Annotated in this window: 19 protein-coding genes; 6 read left to right on the top strand and 13 right to left on the bottom strand. The window is 65.5% G+C overall.

What is annotated here, in order from left to right; genetic code table 11:
* Positions 1-8: 8 nt before the first annotated feature.
* Both SOM61_RS17400 and SOM61_RS17395 read left to right on the top strand, forming a co-directional pair.
* On the top strand, positions 9-1265 hold the full coding sequence (locus SOM61_RS17400; RefSeq protein WP_320475245.1) for a DUF2264 domain-containing protein: 1257 nt from the start codon (positions 9-11) through the stop codon (positions 1263-1265).
* Between the two features lie 102 nt (positions 1266-1367).
* Entirely contained in the window at positions 1368-2618 is a 1251-nt protein-coding gene (locus tag SOM61_RS17395; RefSeq protein WP_320475244.1) for an EAL domain-containing protein, read from the top strand.
* Here SOM61_RS17395 and SOM61_RS17390 read toward each other — a convergent pair.
* The 8 genes from SOM61_RS17390 to SOM61_RS17355 all read right to left on the bottom strand — a co-directional run bounded on the left by SOM61_RS17390 (position 2527) and on the right by SOM61_RS17355 (position 9569).
* The gene (locus SOM61_RS17390) at positions 2527-3111 is read right to left on the bottom strand and encodes a hypothetical protein (protein ID WP_320475243.1); all 585 of its coding nucleotides are present in this window, start codon (positions 3109-3111) and stop codon (positions 2527-2529) included. The genes SOM61_RS17395 and SOM61_RS17390 overlap by 92 nt on opposite strands.
* Positions 3112-3182: 71 nt before the next feature.
* Complete coding sequence (locus SOM61_RS17385) at positions 3183-4979, bottom strand: tetratricopeptide repeat protein (protein ID WP_320475242.1); 1797 nt, start codon at positions 4977-4979, stop codon at positions 3183-3185.
* Positions 4976-5677: a sensor histidine kinase gene (locus tag SOM61_RS17380; protein WP_320475241.1), complete on the bottom strand. Its 702-nt coding sequence runs from the start codon at positions 5675-5677 to the stop codon at positions 4976-4978. Before SOM61_RS17380 ends, SOM61_RS17385 begins: the two co-directional genes overlap by 4 nt.
* Before the next feature lie 111 nt (positions 5678-5788).
* Positions 5789-7501 (bottom strand): FAD-dependent 5-carboxymethylaminomethyl-2-thiouridine(34) oxidoreductase MnmC1, encoded by a 1713-nt coding sequence (mnmC1, locus tag SOM61_RS17375; RefSeq protein WP_320475240.1) that lies wholly within the window; start codon positions 7499-7501, stop codon positions 5789-5791.
* Complete coding sequence (locus SOM61_RS17370) at positions 7474-8040, bottom strand: DNA-3-methyladenine glycosylase I (protein WP_320475239.1); 567 nt, start codon at positions 8038-8040, stop codon at positions 7474-7476. The genes mnmC1 and SOM61_RS17370 overlap by 28 nt, the downstream gene beginning before the upstream one ends.
* A complete protein-coding gene (locus SOM61_RS17365) occupies positions 8037-8300 on the bottom strand; it encodes an MbcA/ParS/Xre antitoxin family protein (protein ID WP_320475238.1) in 264 nt (87 codons plus the stop codon). The genes SOM61_RS17370 and SOM61_RS17365 overlap by 4 nt, the downstream gene beginning before the upstream one ends.
* Positions 8297-8797 (bottom strand): redox-sensitive transcriptional activator SoxR, encoded by a 501-nt coding sequence (gene soxR / locus SOM61_RS17360; protein ID WP_320475237.1) that lies wholly within the window; start codon positions 8795-8797, stop codon positions 8297-8299. The genes SOM61_RS17365 and soxR overlap by 4 nt, the downstream gene beginning before the upstream one ends.
* Before the next feature lie 136 nt (positions 8798-8933).
* On the bottom strand, positions 8934-9569 hold the full coding sequence (locus tag SOM61_RS17355) for an NF038120 family PEP-CTERM protein (RefSeq protein WP_320475236.1): 636 nt from the start codon (positions 9567-9569) through the stop codon (positions 8934-8936).
* Positions 9570-10105: 536 nt separating this feature from the next.
* Here SOM61_RS17355 and SOM61_RS26490 point away from each other — a divergent pair.
* On the top strand, positions 10106-10417 hold the full coding sequence (locus SOM61_RS26490) for an antibiotic biosynthesis monooxygenase family protein (protein ID WP_414675020.1): 312 nt from the start codon (positions 10106-10108) through the stop codon (positions 10415-10417).
* Positions 10418-10524: 107 nt separating this feature from the next.
* Here the strand turns inward: SOM61_RS26490 and SOM61_RS17350 are convergent, their stop codons facing one another.
* On the bottom strand, positions 10525-11865 hold the full coding sequence (locus SOM61_RS17350; protein WP_320475235.1) for an MFS transporter: 1341 nt from the start codon (positions 11863-11865) through the stop codon (positions 10525-10527).
* Positions 11866-12019: 154 nt separating this feature from the next.
* Between SOM61_RS17350 and SOM61_RS17345 the strand changes: the two genes are divergently transcribed.
* Positions 12020-14158, top strand: coding sequence for a sensor histidine kinase (locus tag SOM61_RS17345; RefSeq protein ID WP_320475234.1), 2139 nt, complete (start codon positions 12020-12022; stop codon positions 14156-14158).
* A gap of 10 nt (positions 14159-14168) precedes the next feature.
* Positions 14169-14768, top strand: a complete 600-nt coding sequence (locus tag SOM61_RS17340; RefSeq protein WP_320475233.1) for a response regulator transcription factor — start codon at positions 14169-14171, stop codon at positions 14766-14768.
* Positions 14769-15085: 317 nt separating this feature from the next.
* On the opposite strand, the gene pdxR is transcribed toward SOM61_RS17340, so the two are convergent.
* Complete coding sequence (gene pdxR, locus SOM61_RS17335) at positions 15086-16588, bottom strand: MocR-like pyridoxine biosynthesis transcription factor PdxR (protein WP_320475232.1); 1503 nt, start codon at positions 16586-16588, stop codon at positions 15086-15088.
* A gap of 110 nt (positions 16589-16698) precedes the next feature.
* Here pdxR and SOM61_RS17330 point away from each other — a divergent pair, with 110 nt between their 5' ends.
* Complete coding sequence (locus SOM61_RS17330) at positions 16699-17247, top strand: FMN-binding negative transcriptional regulator (RefSeq protein ID WP_320475231.1); 549 nt, start codon at positions 16699-16701, stop codon at positions 17245-17247.
* A gap of 7 nt (positions 17248-17254) precedes the next feature.
* Here SOM61_RS17330 and SOM61_RS17325 read toward each other — a convergent pair whose 3' ends face one another.
* From SOM61_RS17325 to SOM61_RS17315, 3 genes are all read right to left on the bottom strand, one after another.
* Positions 17255-17899, bottom strand: coding sequence for a DUF4142 domain-containing protein (locus SOM61_RS17325; protein ID WP_320475230.1), 645 nt, complete (start codon positions 17897-17899; stop codon positions 17255-17257).
* 134 nt (positions 17900-18033) lie between these two features.
* The gene (locus SOM61_RS17320; protein ID WP_320475229.1) at positions 18034-19695 is read right to left on the bottom strand and encodes an acid phosphatase; all 1662 of its coding nucleotides are present in this window, start codon (positions 19693-19695) and stop codon (positions 18034-18036) included.
* Between the two features lie 261 nt (positions 19696-19956).
* On the bottom strand, positions 19957-20427 hold the full coding sequence (locus SOM61_RS17315) for a GyrI-like domain-containing protein (protein ID WP_320475228.1): 471 nt from the start codon (positions 20425-20427) through the stop codon (positions 19957-19959).
* Positions 20428-20433 lie beyond the last annotated feature (6 nt).

The raw sequence follows: 20433 nt of genomic DNA, 5'->3' as shown, positions 1-20433 counted from the left end.
GAGACACGATGCAGAGACGAGATTTCATCGGCAGCCTGGCAGCAGGCGCCGCACTGGGCGGCCTGGCTGCGCCCGCGCTGGCCGCGCCCCCATCCGCTGCGACCGGCGGCGACCGCGCCTACATGGCTGGCCTGCTGCAGAAGATGGCCGAACCGGTGCTGTCGAATATGGCGCGCGGCGAACTGAAAAAGAACTTCAAGCTCGAGGTGAGTCCGAGTTCGGATGGACGCGACAACAATGTCGCCTACCTGGAAGCCTTCGGCCGGCTGATCGCCGGCGCGGCGCCGTGGCTGGCCTTGCCCGACGACGCCAGCGCCGAAGGCAAGACCCGTGCGCGCCTGCGCCAGATGGCCTTGCAGAGCTATGTGCATTCGGTCGATCCGAAAAGCCCCGACTACCTGACCTGGCGCGGCCACGGCCAGGCGCTGGTCGACTCGGCCTATTTCACCAATGCGCTGATGCGCGCGCCGAAAGCGCTGTGGGAGCCGCTCGACACCACCACCAAGCAGCGCATCGTCGCCGAGATCAAGGGCCTGCGCCGGATCGAGCCGCCCTTCATCAACTGGCTGCTGTTCGCGGCGATGAACGAGGCCTGGCTGCTGTCGATCGGCGAAGAGGCCGACCCGCTGCGCACCAATGTCGCGATCCGCAAGGTCAACGAATGGTATGTAGGCGACGGCTGGATCAAGGATGGCGAATCCTTCCACTTCGATTACTACAGCTCCTTCGTGATGTACCCGATGCTGCTCGAGATCCTCGAGGTGCTCGAACGGCATAATGCGCCGTTCTGGAACGGCAAGCCGGCCGAGCTGCGCGCCCAGGCCCTGAAACGCACCCAGCGCTATTGCGAGCACCTGGAGCGCTTCATCTCGCCGCAGGGAACCTTCCCGCCGATCGGCCGCTCGCTCACCTACCGCAGCGCCGCCTTCCAGCCGCTGGCCCTGCTGGCCTGGCGCAAGCAGTTGCCGCAGACCCTGCCCGAGGGCCAGGTGCGCTCGGCGATGCAGGCGATGCACAAGGCCTTGTACACCGCCCCGGACAACTTCACGAGGGACGGCTATCTCACCATCGGCTTCGCCGGCCACCAGCCGGAGCTGGGCGACTGGTATTCCAACAGCGGCAGCATGTACATCGCCTCGGCCAGCTTCCTGGCGCTGGGCCTGCCGGCCGACGATTCCTACTGGACCAGCCCGGCCCAGGACTGGACCCAGAAAAAGGCCTTCAGCGGCGCCAAGTTCCGCAAGGACTACCCGGTCGATTATTGAGGAAAAACGCAGCGTCCTCCCGCCGATGGCAGAAGGCGCAGCGCTTGACCGCCTGGCGGCTTCGGCGGATAACATCGGTATGGAACATCCACGGGAAATGCCATGTCGATCGTCAGCCGAGATGAGATTGCCGGCGCGCTGCGCCGGCGCGAGTTCATCCTGTACTACCAGCCCAAGGTATCGCTGACCAGCAACCGCATCGTCGGCGCCGAGGCCCTGGTGCGCTGGCAGCGCCCCGACGGCACGCTGTTGCCGGCATCGGCCTTCATCGGCGCCGTCGAGCGCGCCGGCCTGCTCAAGAGCCTGACCCGGCGGCTGCTGCCGCAACTGGTGCACGACTTGGTCGATGGCGGCCTGGCGGAACAGTTCCAGGTGTCGTTCAATGTGTGCTCCTGCGACCTCGAAAACAGCACGCTGACAAGCATGATCCTCGACGCCATCGTGCGCCGCGCTCTGCCGCCGGCGGCGCTCGAACTCGAGATCACCGAGACGCAAGCGCTGCAGGCCGCCCCCTGCGTGCTGTACAACGTGCAGGCGCTGACCGAGGCCGGCATCGGCCTGGCGATGGACGACTACGGCATCGGCTACTCGAGCATCGATACGCTGAGCCAGTGGCCGTTCACGACCATCAAGCTGGACCAGGGCATCGTGGTGCGCATGCTCGACTCGCCCAAGAACGCGACCATCGTCCGTTCCTCGATCCGCCTCGGCCACGAACTCGGCCTGGAAGTGGTCGCGGAAGGCGTCGAAACGCTCGCGCAGCACGATTTTCTGGTGGAAGCCGGCTGCGGCGTGGCCCAGGGCTTTTTGATCAGCCGCGCCCTTCCCCTGGCGGGCTTCAAGGCGTTCTGCGCCGCCGCCGGCAAGTGCCGCGGCCTGCCGGTCGGCCTGGTGCACATGGCGATCGTCGATCATGTGCAGTGGCGGCGCCAGTTGGCCAGCTTCGCGATCCGGCGCGCCGCCCTGCCGCCCGATGCGCCGCTGCGCCAGTCGGCCGGCCACCCTACCCTGTGCGTCACCAAGTGCGCCCTCGGCCGCTGGTACCTGAGCGAAGGCCGCTATTTCGCGGGCACGCCGACCTACCACGCGCTCGATGCGCCGCACCGCAGGCTGCACGAGATCGGCGCCCGCATCGTCGAGCGTATCCGGGCTGGCGCCAGCCAGCCCGACATCGCGCCCCTGATGCGCGAACTCAAACAGGTGTCGCTGATCCTGATCGGGCTGCTGGAAGACATCGAGGATGCCGGCTTCGAAAGCCTGTTCACGCCGGCGGCAGCCATTCACGCCAGCAGGCCGCCAGCCGCTCACGCAGCGCCGGCGGCAATGCGCGCAATGCCGCACGAAAGGCCGTGACTTTGGGCGCCCGAACATGCCCATGCTGCGTGATGGCGGCATCCCACTGCACGCCGTAGCGCGCGAACAGCGCGGCGACGGCCGCATGCTCGAAACCGCGCTGCGACACCATCCGGTCGAGCGTACGGAAAGCCTCTTCCACCGCTCCGGGCCAGAGCGCCACACCGACCACGGCTGGCCGCTCGCCATGCTGGGCGATGCGGTGGGCGGTACCGGGAGTCACCAGCGCCGCCTGGCCCGCCCGCAAGACGGCATACGTTCGAGCGCCGGCGCGCAGGGTCAATTCTCCCGCCAGCGCGACCACCAGCTTGGATTCACGCGCATGCGATAAAGGGAAGTTTACAGCGCGCAGCGGCAAGGCGAAGCGCAGCGCCGTTCCAACGCCGCCGACCTGCCGCTGCGGCACATCGACGTACACCGGATAGCCGCCCGGGTACAGCAACAACTGGTTTGCAGTGCTTGCGGCCATGATCGCCCCTGATGGAATGGTCATGCCATTCTGGAGACGATCGGTCCCGGCGAATACACCACCCTCGTCAACACAGTATTGCGCCGTACGGAATGTCAGGTCTTGGGTGCTGCAGCCGCTTCTTCTTGCGCAGGTTCGGCGGACGCCGGCTGCGGTTCCGGCTTCGGCTGCAAGGTACTCAACTGCTCCATCAGCTGCGCGAAGCGCTGCTGGCCCGGCTGCAGCCGGTCGACGTGCTCCAGCACCTGCCGGGCTTCGAGCTCGAGCTCGGGCTCGTAGCCTCGCTGCTGCATGTGCGAGATCAGGATCTGCACCGCGTTGAACAGCACCCGGACGTTGTCCGGCAGCCGCTCGCGCGCCTTGCGCATCCATTTGACGGCGTCGGGCAGCTTGCCGGTCTTCCACAACACCACGCCCTGGTTCATCAGGTCCACCGCCTCCTTGCGCGCGGTGCGGATGATGAGCGCGCCCTCGTCGGGCAGGCGCGCGCGGTCGAAGATCTTCTGCACCTCGTCCTGCAGCAGGGTGTTGTCGTGGTTGTTGCGGATGACGTGGGCCAGCACCTCGTTCGGCGTGCCCTTGACGCCGACCGCGAACAGCAGGGTCGCCATCTCGATACAGATCGCGGTGCCGGGCCGCCCCGGATCGGCCTGCAGCATCGCATCGAGCTCGTCGCCGGCGCGGCGCGCGTTCAGGTAATCGCCGCTCTCGTGATAGACGTGGCCTTCGGTGATCTTCGCGCGCAGCACGATGTGTTCGTGCTCGCTGCCGAATTCGCGCTGGGCCAGCAGCAGCAACTGGAGCGCATCCTTGGTATTGCCCTTCAGGCCGCACACGCGCGCCAGGCCCAGGTAATCGTCGGGCGCCTTGCGGATCGAATACTCGCCGATCACCAGGCATTTGCGGAAGGCTTTCTCGGCCATCGGCACATTCCCCAGGCGCAGCGCAGCCTGGCCCAGGTGACGCTGGCGCGGCACCGAATTGGGCGACAGCTTGGCCGCGCGCTCGAGCACCGCGGCCGCCTCTTCGTGCTGGCCCATGCCCTGGTAGGCGCGGGCCAGCTGGTCGTAGGCGTCGATGTAGTGCCGGTTCTCGGCGATCACGGTCTGGAACATCTGGCGCGCCTGCTCGAAGTCGCCGTCGGCCATGCGGATCTTGCCCAGGCCAGCGCGCGCCCAGTGGTATTCGCGCTGGGCCAGCACCTGCTCGTACACTTCGCGCGCGCGCGCCGGCTGGCCGCTTCGCTCCAGCATGCGCGCCTTCATGCGCAGCAGCTCGATCACGTGCACCCGGTTGGCGGCGATCTGCTCGTCGCACAGGCGCGCCGCGCGCAGGTAATCCTTTTCGATGAAGGCCTGGTCGATCAGGCGGAAGATCTGCTTGCGCCGCCACACGCGGTTCAGGCGCGTGAGCAGCACGCCTTCGGTGATCGGTTTCACCAGGTAGGCGTCCGGCTGGTGCTCGGCCGCGCCCATCACCGATTCCACGCTCTTTTCGGCCGAGACCATCACGAACACCGACGACGGCGTCAAGAGATGGCGCAGGCGCGCTTCTTCCAGCACCTGCTGGCCATTCTTGCCCTCGCCCAGGTTGTAATCGCACAGCACCACGTCGTAGCGCAGCTTGTTGAGCAAGGCCATGGCCTCGCCGCCGCTGGACGCCTGGTCGATATTCCTGGCCCCCAGGCTACGCAGGCTTTCGCGCAGCAGCTGGCGGATGCCGACGAAGTCGTCGACGATCAGGTAATGCTTGCTGGCCCAGTCGATCTCTTCCAGCACCTTGGGCTTTGCGACCACCGGCGGGGCGTCCGGCTTGGCGTCCGGTTTTGCACCATCCGACTTGGCGCCATCCGACTTGGGGTCTGGCTTGGGGAGAGCGGCGGGCGTGTTCATGGCAGGGTCAGGATGAAGCAGCCACCGCCGAGCGGGCCGCCGTTTTCGAGCCGCACCGCGCCGGTCCGCTCTCGGTGGCGGTGCATGCGCGCCACCTCCCCCGAGAAGTACAGGCCCAGGCCGGCGCTATTGGTCAGGAAGTTGACGCCGCTGTCACCGCTGCCCGGCGTGCCGGCCGCCAGTAGCGCGGGCGGAAAGCCGGCGCCATTGTCTTCGACCCGGATCTCGAGATCGCCGTTGCGCGAGCGCGCCGACAGGCGGATGCGGTCGCGCGTGTAGTGCAGCGCGTTGTTGACGGCATGCGACACCACGCCCACGATCAGGTCTTCGTCGACATGGGCGATCAGTTCGGGATCGACGTCCAGTTCCAGGACCACGCCGCGCGACTCGAGCAGCACGCGCTCGAGCGCCACTACCTGCTCGACCAGCTGGCCGACTTCGAGCGGCTGGACGTCGAACGGATAACCGGGTTTGCCGACCTGCTTGTACAGCGCCAGCAGCTGCATCAGATTGTCGTTCAGGCGGCGCGTCTGGTACAGCATCTGCGCCATCTGCGCATACGCCTTCTCGGTCTCGGGCGAGGCGCCGTCGAGCAGGCGTTCGAGCGTGCCGGACAGGACGCTGATCGAGTTCTTCATGTCGTGCGCAGTGGACGCCAGGAACAGGAACAGCTCGGGCGAGTGGTGTGAATCTTCCATCCGGACAGGCCCTTTCGGCCAAAAGTTGCTACCAATAAATTATACCCGCAGGCATTCCAGAGTTTGGCCGCACGTGCCCATTCCGCGCGCACATTTGCGGCGGCGCAACGGTCAGGGACCGATATCCGCGGCGTTTGGCGCAGTTTCAGGGCTATGGCGGCTGTTGCGCCGCGCGCGCAACACGAAACGGGCCGGATCGAGCGCATCGACCAGGGCCATCTCGAGCGGCAGCGGCTCGCCTTCCAGCTGGGCGGCCAGCAGCTCGGCCGCCAGCGGCGCCCAGATCAGGCCACGCGAGGCATAGCCCAGCAAGCCGTAAAGGCCCGGATGCCGCGGCACGTCGCGCAGGCGTTCGGTGGTCCCCAGAGCGGCGAAGTCCGGCAGGCGACCGACCAGCGGCAGGCGGTCCGGCGCCACACAGCGAAACCCCACCCTGCCCGCCAGCGGCGCGCCCTCGGCGGCCTGCGGATCGGACACCAGGCCGCGCAGCCGCGCCACGTTTTCTTGCTGGCTGGCGGCGCGCAATTGCGGATCGGCGTCCAGGTCATAAGTCGCGCCGGCGCAGGTGACGCCATGGGCGGACGGCGTCAGATAGGCTTCGCGGCACAGCACCAGCGGCAGTTGCGGGGCGTGCTCCGGCGCCAGGTGCGTTACTTGCCCGCGCAGCGCCTGCAGCGGCAGCTCACGGGTCTGCACCATCTTGCGCGCGCCGGCGCCGCTGGCCAGCACCACGGTCGGCGCCTGGTCGATGACATTGCCATCGGCGCCGCGCGCCTGCCATTCGTCCCCCTTGCGCTCGAGGCTCACCTCGCCGGCGCCGAAGCGCCGCGTCAAGAGGTCGCCACAGGACGCCAGCAGCGCCTCGCACACGCTGCCCGGCCGCGCCCAGCCGCCTTGCGGGAACAGCCAGCCGCCATCCGGCGCGGGCAAGCCGAGCAGCGCTTGGGCCTCCGGTGGTTCGAGCCAGCGTGCGAAATCGGGCGGCAGCTTGCCATCGCCCGCGATCGCGCGCGACACGGCCGCGTGGCCGGCATCGCGCGCCAGCTGCAGCACGCCGCACCGGTCGCCGTCGAAGGCGCGGCCAACGCCACCCAGTTGCTCCCACAGGCGCAGCGCATACAGGTAGGCGGCGCGCGTCAGGCGGGTCGGGATATTGTCGTCGCGCGAGAGCAGCGGCATGAAGATGCCGGCCAGGTTGCCCGAGGCTTCCATCGCCACTTGCGGATGACGCTCGATCAGCGTGACCTGCCAGCCGCGCGCGCACAGGCGCGCGGCCGCGGCGCAGCCGGCCACGCCGGCGCCCAGCACCAGCGCGCGCCGGTCCGGCTCGGGTGTCGACGGCAGGCGTGGCTTGCGGGTCGAGAAGGTCGCATCGTCGCCATCGAAGGCGAAGCCCTGGGCGGCCAGGGCCGCGCGCTGTTCGCTATCGAGGCCCTGCGCTTCCAGTCGCGCGCCGAGCGCCGTCAGGCGCGCCAGCGGACGGACGAAGTCCGTGCCCTGCACACCGTGCAGGCGGATGAAATCGGGGTGCGCATTCAGTTCGGCCAGCGCGGCCTCGAGCGGCGCGGACACCAGGTCGAGCGTGACGTTACTGTCGTCCTGCGGGATGCGGTGAAAGCCGGGCTGCAAACTATCGGTGAGCGCCACCACGTGCAGGTGCGCGGGCCGCTGCGGGTCAGCGCGCCAGGTTTCGACCAGGGCGGCGAAGCGGCTGCCGTCGCCATGGTCGCTGTCGAAGACGGTGTAGCGCGCGCGGCCGCGCCAGTGGTCCTGCACATTCATGCGAACCTCGTCGTTCAGCGCCGCCTGCTGCGGCAGTGGCACTCGCGGTCATGGTCGTCCACCAGGCCAATGCCCTGCATATAGGCATAGACGATGGTCGAGCCGACGAACTTGAAGCCGCGCTTGGCGAGATCCTTCGAGATGCGGTCGGAAAGCTCGGTGCGCGCCGGGCGGGCGCGATCCGGCCAGTCGTTCACGATCGGCTTGCCGTCGACGAAGGCCCACAGGTAGTCGTCGAGCGTCAGGCCCTGTTCGCGCAGCGCGAGATAGGCCTTGGCGTTGGTGATCGCGGCGGCGACCTTTAGGCGGTTGCGCACGATGCCGGGGTTGAGCAACAGCTCGGCCTTCTTGTCGTCATCGTAGGCGGCGATCTTTTCCGCATCCCAGCCGTCGAAGGCTGCGCGGTAGGTATCGCGCTTGTTCAGGATGGTTTCCCACGACAGGCCGGCCTGCGCGCCTTCGAGGTTGAGCATTTCGAACAGCGTGTTCTCGTCGTGGCAGGGCACGCCCCACTCGTTGTCGTGGTAGGCGATATAGCGCGGATTGGCCATATTGGCCCAGGAGCAGCGCTTGACCGTCATCGCGCCGCTCCCTGTTGTGCGCCGCGCAGGCTGGCCAGGACGTCGTCGGTGCGGCCGTTCGCCACCAGCTCGGCCGGCGTGCGGCCGTCCAATGCCTGCTGGGGCGCCTTCATCCAGGCGTTGGCGGCATCGTCGTTCCCGAGCACCTTGCGCGCTTCGTGCATGACGGCGTAATAGGCCTGCGCCTTGCGCGAGTGGCCGTCGAAGCGCGCCTGGAGCGCGGCGATGGAGTCGGGGGAGAGGCGTTCAGAATCGGTCATGGCGTCGGCTTGCTGATGGAGACCGCATCATACCCCGCCTCGGCAGGGCGATCGAGGAACGCCGCGCCGGCGCTGTCCTCGCCAAGCTTGTCGGCCGGGTTGCGCAGCGGGCAATCGGCGAGGGAAAGGCAGCCGCAGCCGATGCAGGTATCGAGTTCGTCGCGCAGTCGCTGCAGGCGCGCGATGCGCTCGTCGAGTTCCGCGCGCCAGCCGGCGCCGAGCACCCGCCACTCTTTTGCGCTGATCGTGCGCCCTTCTGGCAACCCGGCCAGGTTTTCCCGGATCGTCTCGAGCGGGATCCCGGTGCGCTGCGCCACCTTGATGATGGCGATGTGGCGCAGCACCTCGCGCGCATAACGGCGCTGGTTGCCGTCCGTGCGCCAGCCCTTGATCAAGCCTTTCGATTCATAGAAATGGATGGTGGAGACCGCCACGCCGCTGCGGCGCGCCACCTCGCCCACCGTGAGGGCTTTCTTGTCGGGATCGATCGTCGTCATTGCGCTTGACCTCAAGTTAAGTTGAGATTTTATACTTTTTTCTGGCTTCCATCACAACGGGCGAAAAAGTATGGGCGGTCAGATCGACGACGTAATCGCGAGCGGGAAGTCATCCACTCGCGATCGGATGATGCCCCTATTGGGCGAGGCCGTTGGACAAATGCCGGCGGCGCGCCGCGCCAATGATTCCAAGGCCGGCAATCAGCATTGCCCAGGACGCCGGTTCTGGAACCTCGGTTGGAGAGAGGATGACATTGTCAATTGCAAAGTCCGGGAATTCTTGCCCGCCCGTGATCGTTAATGACGAAATATTGACGAATTCTTCAAAGTTAAAATTCGAGAATGTTTCAGCCAGACTTTCTTCCAAAAATATGGTGCTCGTTATGATGCCATTAACTCCCATTGCAGTCAGCGTCATGGACAAGGGACGACCGTTTCCAGTGAATGTTTTGGCAACATCCAGCGCTGTGAATGAGAACAAACCTTTGTTATCGCGTTCGAACGTGACACTACTGTCATTGAAAGCATAAAATGCAGTCGTTCCATTGGAACTGCATGCGGGACTGCACATGCCTACCTGGTCATTAGGGTCATTGATAATATAAAATCCGAATACGCCCGGTGAATAGCTCACCTTGAAACCGTCTTCGATAAAGCTGTAATCATAGTAATCGTGACCATTATCCTGAGCCTCGAAGTCAATCGTCGCTGCCAACGCGGAATTTGTCAAAACAGCTGCCATGAAGGCCATCATTAGTTTTCGGATCATCATTACTTCCTTGCAAAATGACAACGATTAACAAACCGCATGCGAATGAGTCTTGTATGCTGGCTGGAGTAAAAAAATCTGCACCTTTACAGCGGCTTTCACTTCCCTTTCCAAGCAATGATTGCTTAAACAGCAAAGCGGGGCGGCGAATATATCACTAAACATCAAATGGATATTAATGATCGAACATGACCGGACAGCCCTCATGCCTGGCGCCCGATTTGGAATCAACGCATGCAAATCGTATACCGATAAGGATTCTACAATTGTATTAATGTGTATTTGTAAAAAATATCGACAAATTGCGCTAATATATTGAATGTCGAAAACTTTTTTATTCCCAACGCAATATTAATTCCACGAATGCCGCGGTTTCATTAATTGGTCGAGACGATTAAGTAGAAAACGTGTGGTGGTCCCTGTAGGGACCGGTTGGAGAGCTGTCTTGGGTCGACAGTGTACGTACGCGACCACCGTTCTGAAACCAGGACGTCAGCCATGTTTATAAACAGGTTGATGCCTTAAGCCGACAGGATGTCATGCACGCGATTTACTTTAGATGGAAAGTGGCTTCTGGCCATGAGCGAGACTTCGAGCACGCTTGGCTGGAACTCACCAAGCTGGTACGCGATGAGCGAGGCGGTCTGGGATCGCGTTTGCATAGGTGCACGGACGGCCACTATTTTGCATATGCCCAGTGGCCGTCCGAACTCGTCTGGTCTGCACAAGCCGGGCCTACTGCACGCATGGTCGAGCTACGAAACCAGATGCTTGAATTCGCTGAGCTTGTAGATGGTCCACTTCGGGGTGACGTCGTTGCCGACCTTTTGGTATCGGCAGCTCCCGACTAATGGCAGGCCTGCGATGGCATTCACAGGCGCGAGTGACCAGTTCGGGCTGTGTATTCAATCGCACCAGGACCGCAGTCCTGGTGCCAGGATGGGCTCCCTTTTCAGGTTCAATGCCCGCGCAACTCCGCATCGATCTTCGAATGCGCCGCCGTGTCGCGCATGAACCAGCACACGACCAGCGTGCAGGCGATGACGCCGGTGACATACCAGTAGAAGCCCGATTCCAGGTCCACCGACTTGAACCACAGCCCGACGTATTCGGCCGTGCCACCAAAGATGGACACCGCGAACGCATACGGCACGCCGACGCCGGTGGCGCGGATCGAGGCCGGGAACATCTCGGCTTTTACCAGCGCATTGATCGAGGTGTAGCCCGAGACGATGATCCAGGCGCAGGCGATCAGGCCAAACGCTTCCCACGGCCCGCTGGCGTGGCGGATGGCCGTCAGCAGGGGCACGGTGAAGATCGTGCCGAGCAGCGCGAAGCCTACCAGCAGCGGGCGGCGGCCGATGCGGTCCGACAGCGCGCCGTACAGCGGCTGCAGACACATGGCGAACAACAGCGAGGCGGCCGAGACGGCCGTGGTCTGAGAGTCGGTCAGGCCGACCGACAGGCGCAGGAACTTCTGCATGTAGACGGTGTAGACGTAGAACGCCAGGGTGCCGCCCATGGTCAGGCCGACCACCAGCAGCACTTCCTTCGGATGCTGGGCCAGCTGCCTCAGGCCGCCCATCGGCTTGGCCTTCTTGCGCGCCTTCTCGAACGAATCGGTCTCCGGCATATCGTGACGCATCATCAGCGCGATCAGGGCCAGCAGCGCGCCGCAGACGAAGGGAATGCGCCAGCCCCAGTCACGCAGCTGGGCGTCGCTGAGCAGGAAATGCTGCAGCACCAGCAGCAGCACCAGGGCCAGCAACTGGCCGCCGATCAGGGTCACGTACTGGAAGCTGGCGTAGAAGCCACGCCGCTTCGAATCCGCCATCTCCGACAGGTACGTCGCGCTGGCGCCGTATTCACCGCCCAGGCTCAGGCCTTGCAGCAGGCGCGCCAGCAGCAGGATGCAGGGCGACAGGATGCCGGCGGTGGCGTAGGTCGGCGCGCAGGCGATCAGCAGCGAGCCGGCGCACATCAGTAGCACCGACGCCATCAGGGCCACCTTGCGGCCATGGCGGTCGCCCAGGTGGCCGAACAGGATGCCGCCGATCGGGCGCACGAAGAAGCCGAGGGCGAAGATGCCGGCGGTCGACATCATCTGGGCGGTGGGATCCTGGGACGGGAAGAAGGAATTGGCGAAGTACAGGGCGAAGGCCGCGTAGCAGTAAAAGTCAAACCACTCGACCAGGTTGCCGGCCGAGCCGACGAAGATGGCGCGCAGGCGCGCGCCGGAAATGGGTTCGGCGGCCTGCGGCTGTGCGCCGGCGACCGGATTGCTGATGGTTGTTGTCATGAAGGTGTCTCCTCTTCTGGAAACCCCATTGTCGACACCGCCAGCAGGCGGCACATCCGCAATATTGGCGCGGCCTCCTCCGTAAAAATACGGAGGAGGCCGCGCGAAGCCTGTACAGCTGCTATTGTTGGCTATTTTGGCCAGGGACTATTCGATGTCATCCTTGTTCAAACGACATCTCTGGCGCAAGCTGCTCGCCTTGGCGGGCGGGCTGGCCCTGATCTTCGCCGCCGGATGGTTCGCCGAGCAGCGCGAGCTGCAGGCCAAGATGGAGGCGCTGCACCAGGCGACGGCGGCGCACGTACTCGGCCTGCGCGGCCTGGTGGAAAAGCACGACTTTCTGCCGCATGCGGCGGCGCGCCATCCCGACGTGCACCACCTGCTGCAGGCGCCCCGCGACGCGGCCCTGCAGTCGCGCGTAAATGCCTATTTCGCCGACCTGCAGACGACCACCGGCGCCACCGCGCTGTTCCTGATCGATCGCGCGGGCCTGACCATCGCCTCCAGCAACTGGAACCTGCCATCGAGCTTTGTCGGCGAATCCTACCGCCAGCGTCCCTATTTCGAGGATGCGGTGGAGGGCCGCCGCGGGCTGTTCTTCGGCCTGGGCCTGACCACCGGCCAGGCCGGCCTGTTCATCGCGGAGCCCGTGCGCGAGGGGAGCGACGTGACCGGCGTCATGGTCGTCAAGATCAGCCTCGATCCGCTGGAACGGACGTGGCGCGATGGCGCCAACCCGGTGGTCCTCAGGGACAGCCGCGGCGTCGTGTTCCTGAGCGGCGTGTCCGAGTGGCTGTTCAAGAGCCTCGGCCCCGTGTCCGCGCTGGACGCGGCCTGGATCGCGGACCACGGCCAGTACGGCGCGCGGCGCCGCTTCGACGTCCTGCCGTGGACGATCCGGGTGCGCGACGACGTGCCGGGCTTCGTCCTCAGGACCAGCACCGGCGGAAAGGCGCGCGACTACCTTGCGCTGGATACGCCGCTGCCCGGCCTGGGCTGGACCCTGACAGTCCTCGAGGACATGCGCGAGGTGCGCGAGGCGCGACGCCTGGCACTCGCGCTGGGCACGCTGGCGATGGCCCTGCTGCTGCTCGGCGTGCTGTACTGGCGCCTGCGCGAGCGGCGCTATGCCGAGCAGCAGTCGGCCCGGCTCGAGCTCGAGCACCGGGTCGAAGAGCGCACCCGCGATCTCCAGCAGGAATACGCCTTCCGCAAGGCGATGGAGGACTCCCTGCTGGTCGGCATGCGTGCGCGCGACCCGGAGGGCAAGATCATCTACGTCAACCCTGCCTTCTGCGCCATGGTCGGCTACAGCCCGGACGAATTGCTCGGCTGCCGGCCGCCCTACCCCTACTGGCATCCGGACGACCTGGAAAAGCAGGCCCGGGATAGCGACGACGCCCTGCAGGGCCGCGCCGCGCCGCACGGCTTCGAATCGCGCATCCGCCACAAGGACGGACACGACGTGCTCACCATGGTGTACACCGCGCCCCTGATCGACGCCGACGGCGTGCACCGTGGGTGGATGAGTTCGATCGTGGACATCACCGCGCAGAAGCAGGCCGAGGCGCGCCAGCGCGACCAGGAACTGCGCCTGCAGCGCAGCGCGCGCCTGGCCAGCGCCGGAGAGATGGCCTCGACCCTGGCCCACGAACTGAATCAGCCACTGATGGCGCTGTCCAACTTCGCGATCGCCTCGCGCGCCCTCGCCGCCAGGGGCGAAGCCGCCATGCTGACCGGCGCGCTCGACGACATCGTCGAGCAGTCGCGGCGCGCCAGCGAGATCGTCAAGCGGGTGCGCGCCATGATCAACCCGCAGCGCGCCGACTACGCCACGCTTGTCATCGGCGCCGTGATCGACCACGTCGAAGCGCTGCTCAGGCCCGAGCTGAACGGCCAGGGAGTGCTGCTGCGTGTGATGCTGGAAGACCCCGCCGTGAAGGTGCGCGGCGACCAGGTCCTGCTCGAGCAGGTGCTGGTCAACCTGATCCACAACGCGGCGCAGGCCATGCACGACCAGCCGCGCCATCGGCGCCGCATCGTGCTGTCCACGTGCCGGCACACACAAGGTATGCAAGGCATCCGCATCGCCGTCAGCGACCAGGGCCCGGGCATCCCGCCCGACCAGCTCGACCAGATCTTCGCCCCCTTCTTCACCACCAAGCGCGACGGCCTTGGCCTTGGCCTGAACATCTGCCGCACCATTGTCGAGGCCCATGGTGGGTCGATGACGGTGGTGAATGAGGCCGAGGGCGGCGCCACCTTCTCGTTCATCCTGCCTATCGCTCATTGAAAGCAGCACCATGAAAGATTCACCACTAACCCTCTACGTCGTCGACGACGACGAAGCCCTGCGCCGCTCGATGCTGCTCCTGCTGTTCTCGCAAGGGCTGGCAGTGCAGGCCTTCGACTCCGGCGAAGCCTTCCTCGAGGCGGTCGATCCAAGCCAGCCGGGATGCGTGATCCTCGACCTGCGCATGGGCGGCATGAGCGGCCTGGCCGTGTTCGAGCGCCTGCGCTCCGAACACAGTCCGCTCGTGACGGTATTCCTGTCCGGGCACGGCGACATCCCCATGGCCCTCGAGGCGGTGCGCAGCGGCGCCTGGGACTGGGTGGGCAAGCCGGACACCCAGCAATTGCTGGACAAGCTGCCCGACGCCATCATGGAGGCCCGCGCGCGCGGCCACGCGAGCCGGCTGTGGGAAGAATTGACGCCGCGCGAACGCGAAGTCGCGCGCCTGGTCGGCCTGGGGCAACCCAACAAGGAGATCGCGCGGGTGCTGGTGCCGCCCTGCGGCCCGCGCTCGGTCGAAACACACCGCGCCAACATCTTTCATAAGCTGGGGTGCGCCAACGACAACGAACTCGGAAGGTGGCTGGCGGCCTACCCCTGGCTTCGATAGCGTGGATCTGACTGAGCGATCGTACAGCAGCAGATTTGCACGCCAGTCTTCGGCATGTCATTCCCGCGCAGGCGCAGTGGTGTCCGGATTATTTTTACGCAAAGTATGCACGTCGTTCCCGCGCAGGCGGGAATCCAAGTGAAGTTACAGAATGTTCATGCTCTTGCGTGGCCCGAACGTTTATCGGAGGTCGATTTTTAGGCCGCTGGCCGGCCACACTTGGATTCCCTCCTGCGAGGGAATGACGTGTTGATGCTGCGGGACTGACGTGCAAATGTACTGTTTCTCGTGCCAAGTCAGTCAAATACCCTCGTCGCTTATTTGCGCGGCCACTGGCCCTCGATCACCCGCGCCAGCACCTCGACGCCCTGCCGGATCGCCTCCGGCTTCACCGCCGAAAAGCCGAGCAGCAGACCGGGATCTACCGCGCAGGCGGGCGTGGCGGCGGCGTTCGCGTAATACCCCAGCGGCCTCAATTCGATGCCGGCCTCCAGGGCCGCCTGCGCAACGCGCGCTTCATCCGGGATGCGCCCCTTGCGGTCGGGCCTGAAATGCGTGCACAGGTCGAGTCCCACGTCGGCCGGCCCGCATGCGAGGCGCTCGCCGAGCCGGTCTTCCAGCGCCGCCATCAGGGCCGCGCGCCGTTCGGCATAAGCGTCGCGCGTGCGCCGGATATGGCGCATGAAGTGGCCTTCGGCGATAAAGTCCGCCAACACCGCCTGCGGCAGCATGGCGTGGTGCATGTCGACCACCGCCTTGGCGCGCGCCAGCGGTTCGGCCAGCGCCGGCGGCGCCACCACATAGCCCAGGCGCAGCGCCGGGAACAACACCTTCGACAGGGTGCCGACGTAGATCACGCAGCCGGCGCGGTCCAGGCTCTGCATCGAGGCCAACGGCGGGCCGGTGTAGCGGTATTCGCTGTCGTAGTCATCCTCGATCACCCACGCGCGTTTGGCCGCGGCCCAGCGCAGCAGCTCCAGCCGGCGCGCCAGGCTCATGGTCGCGCCCAGCGGCAGCTGGTGCGACGGCGTCGCGAACACCAGGCGCGCATCGGGATAGTGGCGCGCGCCGTAGGCCACGTCCATGCCCTCGCTCGTCACCGGCACGGTGCGGATGCGCGCGCCGGCCACCAGCATCGGCGCGCAGGCGCCCTGGTAGCCGGGCGACTCGACCCAGACTTCGTCGCCCGGCGCCAGCAGCAGCTGCGTCAGCAGGTACAGCGCCTGCTGCGAGCCCGAGGTGATGACGATCTGCTCCGGCGTGCAGACCACGCCGCGCGAGGCGCGCAGGTAGGCGCACAGCAGCTCGCGCAGTGGGGCGTAGCCGTTGGCCGGCCCGTAGCCGAGGTAGGGTCCCCGTTGTGCATGGCGCAGGTGGCGTGCTTCGAGCTTGCGCCACAGGTCGAAGGGGAACAGGTCCAGGCCCGGCATGCTGGGGCGGAAGGCCCGCACCGGACCCTCGTAGAGACGGCGCGTCCCCATGGCCTCCGCCAGCACCGCGCCCCGTTCCGGCAGCGCGCGCAGTAGTCCCGGCGCTGCCGGCGCCTGGCGCGCCAGCGGCAGGGCTTCGTCGACGAAAGTGCCCTGCCCCACGCCGCCGCGCAGATAGCCTTCGCTGGTGAGCTGGTCGTAGGCCGCCAGCACGGTCTGGCGCGACACGCCGAGCTGGCGGCACAGGTCGCGCGTGGCAGGCAGGCGCGCACCCGGCGCCAGCGCGCCGCGCAGGATCGCCTCTTTCAGGCGGGCGTACAACTGGCGAAATAGTGGCACATCGCTGCTGCGGTCGAGCGACGCACCGGCGCTCAGGTCATGGATGTGCATGGCGGATGGCAAGGAATTGGTACGCCCATCTTCCATGGAATTGGCTATTTCAGCAAGCCAAAGCAAGGCCTACGATAAGGGCCTTGAATGTCGTCCTGGAGAACGTCTAGATGTACTGCCCCGCCCGCTTCACGCAATCCGAGTCCGCCCCGATGCATGCCCTGGTCGCCGACCATCCGCTGGGCATGCTGATCACGCAGCGCGACGGCATGCCGGACGCCGATCACTTGCCGTTCGAGCTGCTGCTTGATGAAGGCGTGCTGCGCGGCCACGTGGCACGCGGCAATCCGGTATGGCGACGTGCGGGGCAGCGGGTGCTGGTGGTGTTTCGCGGGCCGTCCGCCTATGCGACGCCGGACCGGATCGAAAAAGCCGAGAATGGCGGCCGGGTGGTGCCGACCTGGACCTATAACGTCGTGCATGTGCACGGAACGCTGCGCGCGATCGACGATCGGGACTGGCTGCGCGCGCTGGTCGAGCGCCAGACCGACCATCAGGAAGCAGCGCTGCCGGATCCGTGGTCGGTCGACGATGCGCCGCCCGATTACACGGCCAAGCTGTTGGCCGCCATCGTCGGCATCGAGATCACGATCGACCGCATCGAGGGGAAATGGAAAAGCGAGCCGCCACCACGGGTGGCAAGGGCCCAGCTCGCTTGAGAACTGCTTAGTGGCTGGAACCGGTATGGCCAGCAGCGCCGGTGCTGCCGGTGCTGCTTGACTTGCCCTGCGCCAGTTGCTCGGCATGCTTGAGGTGCTCCTGGACGACCGGGATCGTCTTGTCGACCTGGCCCTTGACGTCAGCATCCTTGGCCCCTTTCGACGCCTTTTGCAGCTTAGCCAAGGTTTCCTTGTGCGCACCGACGCCGCCCTGCTTGACATAGGCCTTATCGAAGGCGTCGCCCGACAGTTTCTCGAGCTTGGCCGACATGGCCTTGTGCTTGGCGTCGAGCTCGGTCGGCAGAGTCACGCTCTTGGACTGGGCCAGGGTCTGCACCTCGGTCAGCGCCTTGCCGTGATCGTCGACCATTTTTTGCGCGAAGGCTTTCACTTCGGCGTTCTGGCTCTTGCTTTGCGCCAGCTTGCCCATTTCAACCTCAGCCATATTCGACATCGCCATGTCGGTGATCGCCTTGCGGTCGGCGCTGGTCAGCTTGGCATTGCTGCTGGCGGTGGTTGCCGTCGCGCTGCTGCCCGACTGCTGGCCGGCCTGGCTCGATTCGCCGGTCTGCGCATGCGCGCCGACCGCACCGAACATGGCGGCGGCAACCGATACCGCCAGCAGGCGCTTGATCATGGGATTTTTAGGCATTTCGCTCTCCGTTGAGATTTTGGATGAGTCGAGTGTAGTCCTGCCTGCTCAGAACTAGCGCCCGTTAGCCGACAAGCAATTTCGTAAAAAAAAAGCCAACCCGGACAGGCTGGCTTTCGAGCAGAGCAGGGGGATCAGCGGAAGCTGAGCGCCGCCGTCAGGTCGCCCGGCCCACGCGCGCCGCGCGCTTCGAAAGCGGCGTTGCGGGTAGCCAGGCCCTCGAGCAGCGGCAGGCCGTGCAGGCGCGTGATGAAGCGCAGGATCGAGGTCGTGTCGTAGAAATTGTGGTCGACCGCGCCGCGCTTGGCGTGCGGCGACACCACGATCGCCGGGATGCGCGAGCCCGGGCCCCAGCGGTCGCCCTGCGGCGGCGCCACATGGTCCCACCAGCCGCCGTTCTCGTCGAAGGTGATCACCACCACCATGTCTTTCCACTGCGGCGATTTCTTCAGGTGCTCGATGATATTGGCCACGTGGGCGTCGCCCGACTCGATGTCCGAGTAACCGGCGTGTAGGTTCAGGTTGCCCTGCGGCTTGTAGAAGGCCACTGCCGGCAGCTTGCCGGCGACGATGTCGGCAATGAACTTGTTGGAGATCGGGCTGTCGCCCAGGCCGCCGTCGCGCAGGTGGTCCGCGCGTTCTTTGGTGCCCGGTGCAAACTGCTTGAAGTAATTGAACGGCTGGTGGTGGTACTGGAAGTTAGGCCGCTCGCCGGCGCCGCGGCCGTCGAGCGCCGCCTGCATGCCGCCGCCATACCAGGCCCAGCTCACGCCCTTCTTCGACAGCAGGTCGCCGATCGTGTCATAGGTCTGCGGCGGCAGGGTCGACCCATCCGCAGGATCGGCGTGCAGCGGGTCGCCGTCGAAGGCCGGACGCACCCAGCTCGGTTGATAGGGCGGCGCCATCGTGTTGACAGCGTAGCCGTCGGGCGTCATCGCGCCGTTGCGCACGAACTTCGGCTTGCCTTCGAGCGCCGAGGCCGGCGAATCGGGAGCCAGCGTCAGGCGCACGCCCTGCGGACCGTCTTCCAGCACCGCGATCTTGTTCTTCGCCGCCGTTTCGGACGCATTGAAGTATTCGGGCACACGGCCGCTGATCAGGAACTGGTGGTTCAGGTAGGAGCCGCCGAAGGCCGCCATGAAGAAGTTGTCGCACAGGGTGAACTCGCGCGCGATCTGGTACAGGCCCAGGTTCTTCGAGGTCTCGCCGTAATAACCCATCACCATGCCGCCGGCATCGGACCAGGCGGCAAAGCCGTCGTTGCGGCCGCCATTGATCTGCATCTGGTTGTGGTAGAACTGGTGCACCAGGTCGCGCGTGATGACGCCTTCCGGCAGCGGCTTTCCCTCCACGTCCGTCAGCTTGTACGGCGCGTTCGGCAGGTTGGCCGACTGGGCTTCGGTGGTGATGTAGTCCTTGCCGCCGATGTTCTGGCGGCCCGGCACCACGCCGCCCCAGGCCTTGGGCAAGGTTGGCAGGATCGAACCATCGCGGTCGCGCTGCTGGACGCTGGTTGCCGGCACGCTCGCCAGCGGCACGGCCAGGCCGGGGAAGTCGGCGAACAGGTTGTTGAAGCTGCGGTTTTCCAGGTAGATCACGACCACGTTCTTGACGCGGGCACGCAGCTTGGCGTCGAGCGAGCCCTTGGCGACGGGCTTTGCCGCGGCTGCCTGGCTCACACCAGGCAAGGTGGCGGCGGCGCCGACTGCGGCGGCGGCCTGGAAGATGCGCCTGCGCGCGGGATTGTCTGGCTGGATGGACGCCTCGGGTCCCTGGGTTTGATCTTGATCTTGCACGTATCGCTCCTCTTGCTGTCGGCCCTGGCGGCCGCAAAGGAACTATTATCCGCGCAATTTACAAATGGAAACAATCAGAAGCAAATAAAGTGTGCTGCGTCAAAGAGGCGTCACATTTCGAGGGCACAATGCAAGTGCTCCTAGGGAAGGGCACTCGGCGGTGCAAACCGCCCTACCGGCGCCGGCGGTCGGGAAACATACCGGCACCAATTCCTCTAATGCAGGCCCATGTGTGGGCCTGCATTTTTTTTGCTCCCCGCTTCAGCTGTATAGCGGAATCAAGATGTCGTAGGCATTGTCTGGCCGCGTGTCGTCATCGACCGTCGGCGTATAGCGGCGGTCGTAGCGCTGCAGGCGGATGCCGTCTTCGTCTTCTTCCATGCCCAGTTGCTCCATGGTCGCGATGCCGGTCACGGTGCTGGCCTGGGCGTGCACCATGGGCCCGCGATGGGTCATCAGGGCGTAACGGCGTTCCGGGATCCGGATGGCGATCATGCCGGGAGGAAGGTTGTTGAGGTCCGAGACCTCGACGGCGATGCATTCGAGTTTCATGCCGCCATATTGCGGCATGCGCACGCCATAGTGCAGGCCATCGGTCTCGCCCAGTTCGGCCTCGCGGGCAAGGAAGGATTTCCAGATCTCTGGCAACTCCGTTTCCAGAACCGAGGCGGGCCCTGCGACAGGCAGCCCGGCGAGCTTCATTTCAGGTAGTGTAACGGTTGAGATGTGCATGATAGT

It is taken from the genome of Massilia sp. CFBP9012 (assembly GCF_034045115.1).
GTDB lineage: Bacteria > Pseudomonadota > Gammaproteobacteria > Burkholderiales > Burkholderiaceae_D > Telluria.
Note: the sequence above shows the minus strand (reverse complement) of the source record. Positions and strands in the feature narration are given on the sequence as shown.

Coding starts and splice junctions, on each gene's coding strand:
- SOM61_RS17400 (WP_320475245.1), top strand. CDS start 9: ATGCAGAGACGAGATTTCATCGGCAGCCTGGCAGCAGGCGCCGCACTG.
- SOM61_RS17395 (WP_320475244.1), top strand. CDS start 1,368: ATGTCGATCGTCAGCCGAGATGAGATTGCCGGCGCGCTGCGCCGGCGC.
- SOM61_RS17390 (WP_320475243.1), bottom strand. CDS start 3,111: ATGACCATTCCATCAGGGGCGATCATGGCCGCAAGCACTGCAAACCAG.
- SOM61_RS17385 (WP_320475242.1), bottom strand. CDS start 4,979: ATGAACACGCCCGCCGCTCTCCCCAAGCCAGACCCCAAGTCGGATGGC.
- SOM61_RS17380 (WP_320475241.1), bottom strand. CDS start 5,677: ATGGAAGATTCACACCACTCGCCCGAGCTGTTCCTGTTCCTGGCGTCC.
- SOM61_RS17370 (WP_320475239.1), bottom strand. CDS start 8,040: ATGACGGTCAAGCGCTGCTCCTGGGCCAATATGGCCAATCCGCGCTAT.
- SOM61_RS17365 (WP_320475238.1), bottom strand. CDS start 8,300: ATGACCGATTCTGAACGCCTCTCCCCCGACTCCATCGCCGCGCTCCAG.
- soxR (WP_320475237.1), bottom strand. CDS start 8,797: ATGACGACGATCGATCCCGACAAGAAAGCCCTCACGGTGGGCGAGGTG.
- SOM61_RS17355 (WP_320475236.1), bottom strand. CDS start 9,569: ATGATGATCCGAAAACTAATGATGGCCTTCATGGCAGCTGTTTTGACA.
- SOM61_RS26490 (WP_414675020.1), top strand. CDS start 10,106: ATGCACGCGATTTACTTTAGATGGAAAGTGGCTTCTGGCCATGAGCGA.
- SOM61_RS17350 (WP_320475235.1), bottom strand. CDS start 11,865: ATGACAACAACCATCAGCAATCCGGTCGCCGGCGCACAGCCGCAGGCC.
- SOM61_RS17345 (WP_320475234.1), top strand. CDS start 12,020: ATGTCATCCTTGTTCAAACGACATCTCTGGCGCAAGCTGCTCGCCTTG.
- SOM61_RS17340 (WP_320475233.1), top strand. CDS start 14,169: ATGAAAGATTCACCACTAACCCTCTACGTCGTCGACGACGACGAAGCC.
- pdxR (WP_320475232.1), bottom strand. CDS start 16,588: ATGCACATCCATGACCTGAGCGCCGGTGCGTCGCTCGACCGCAGCAGC.
- SOM61_RS17330 (WP_320475231.1), top strand. CDS start 16,699: ATGTACTGCCCCGCCCGCTTCACGCAATCCGAGTCCGCCCCGATGCAT.
- SOM61_RS17325 (WP_320475230.1), bottom strand. CDS start 17,899: ATGCCTAAAAATCCCATGATCAAGCGCCTGCTGGCGGTATCGGTTGCC.
- SOM61_RS17315 (WP_320475228.1), bottom strand. CDS start 20,427: ATGCACATCTCAACCGTTACACTACCTGAAATGAAGCTCGCCGGGCTG.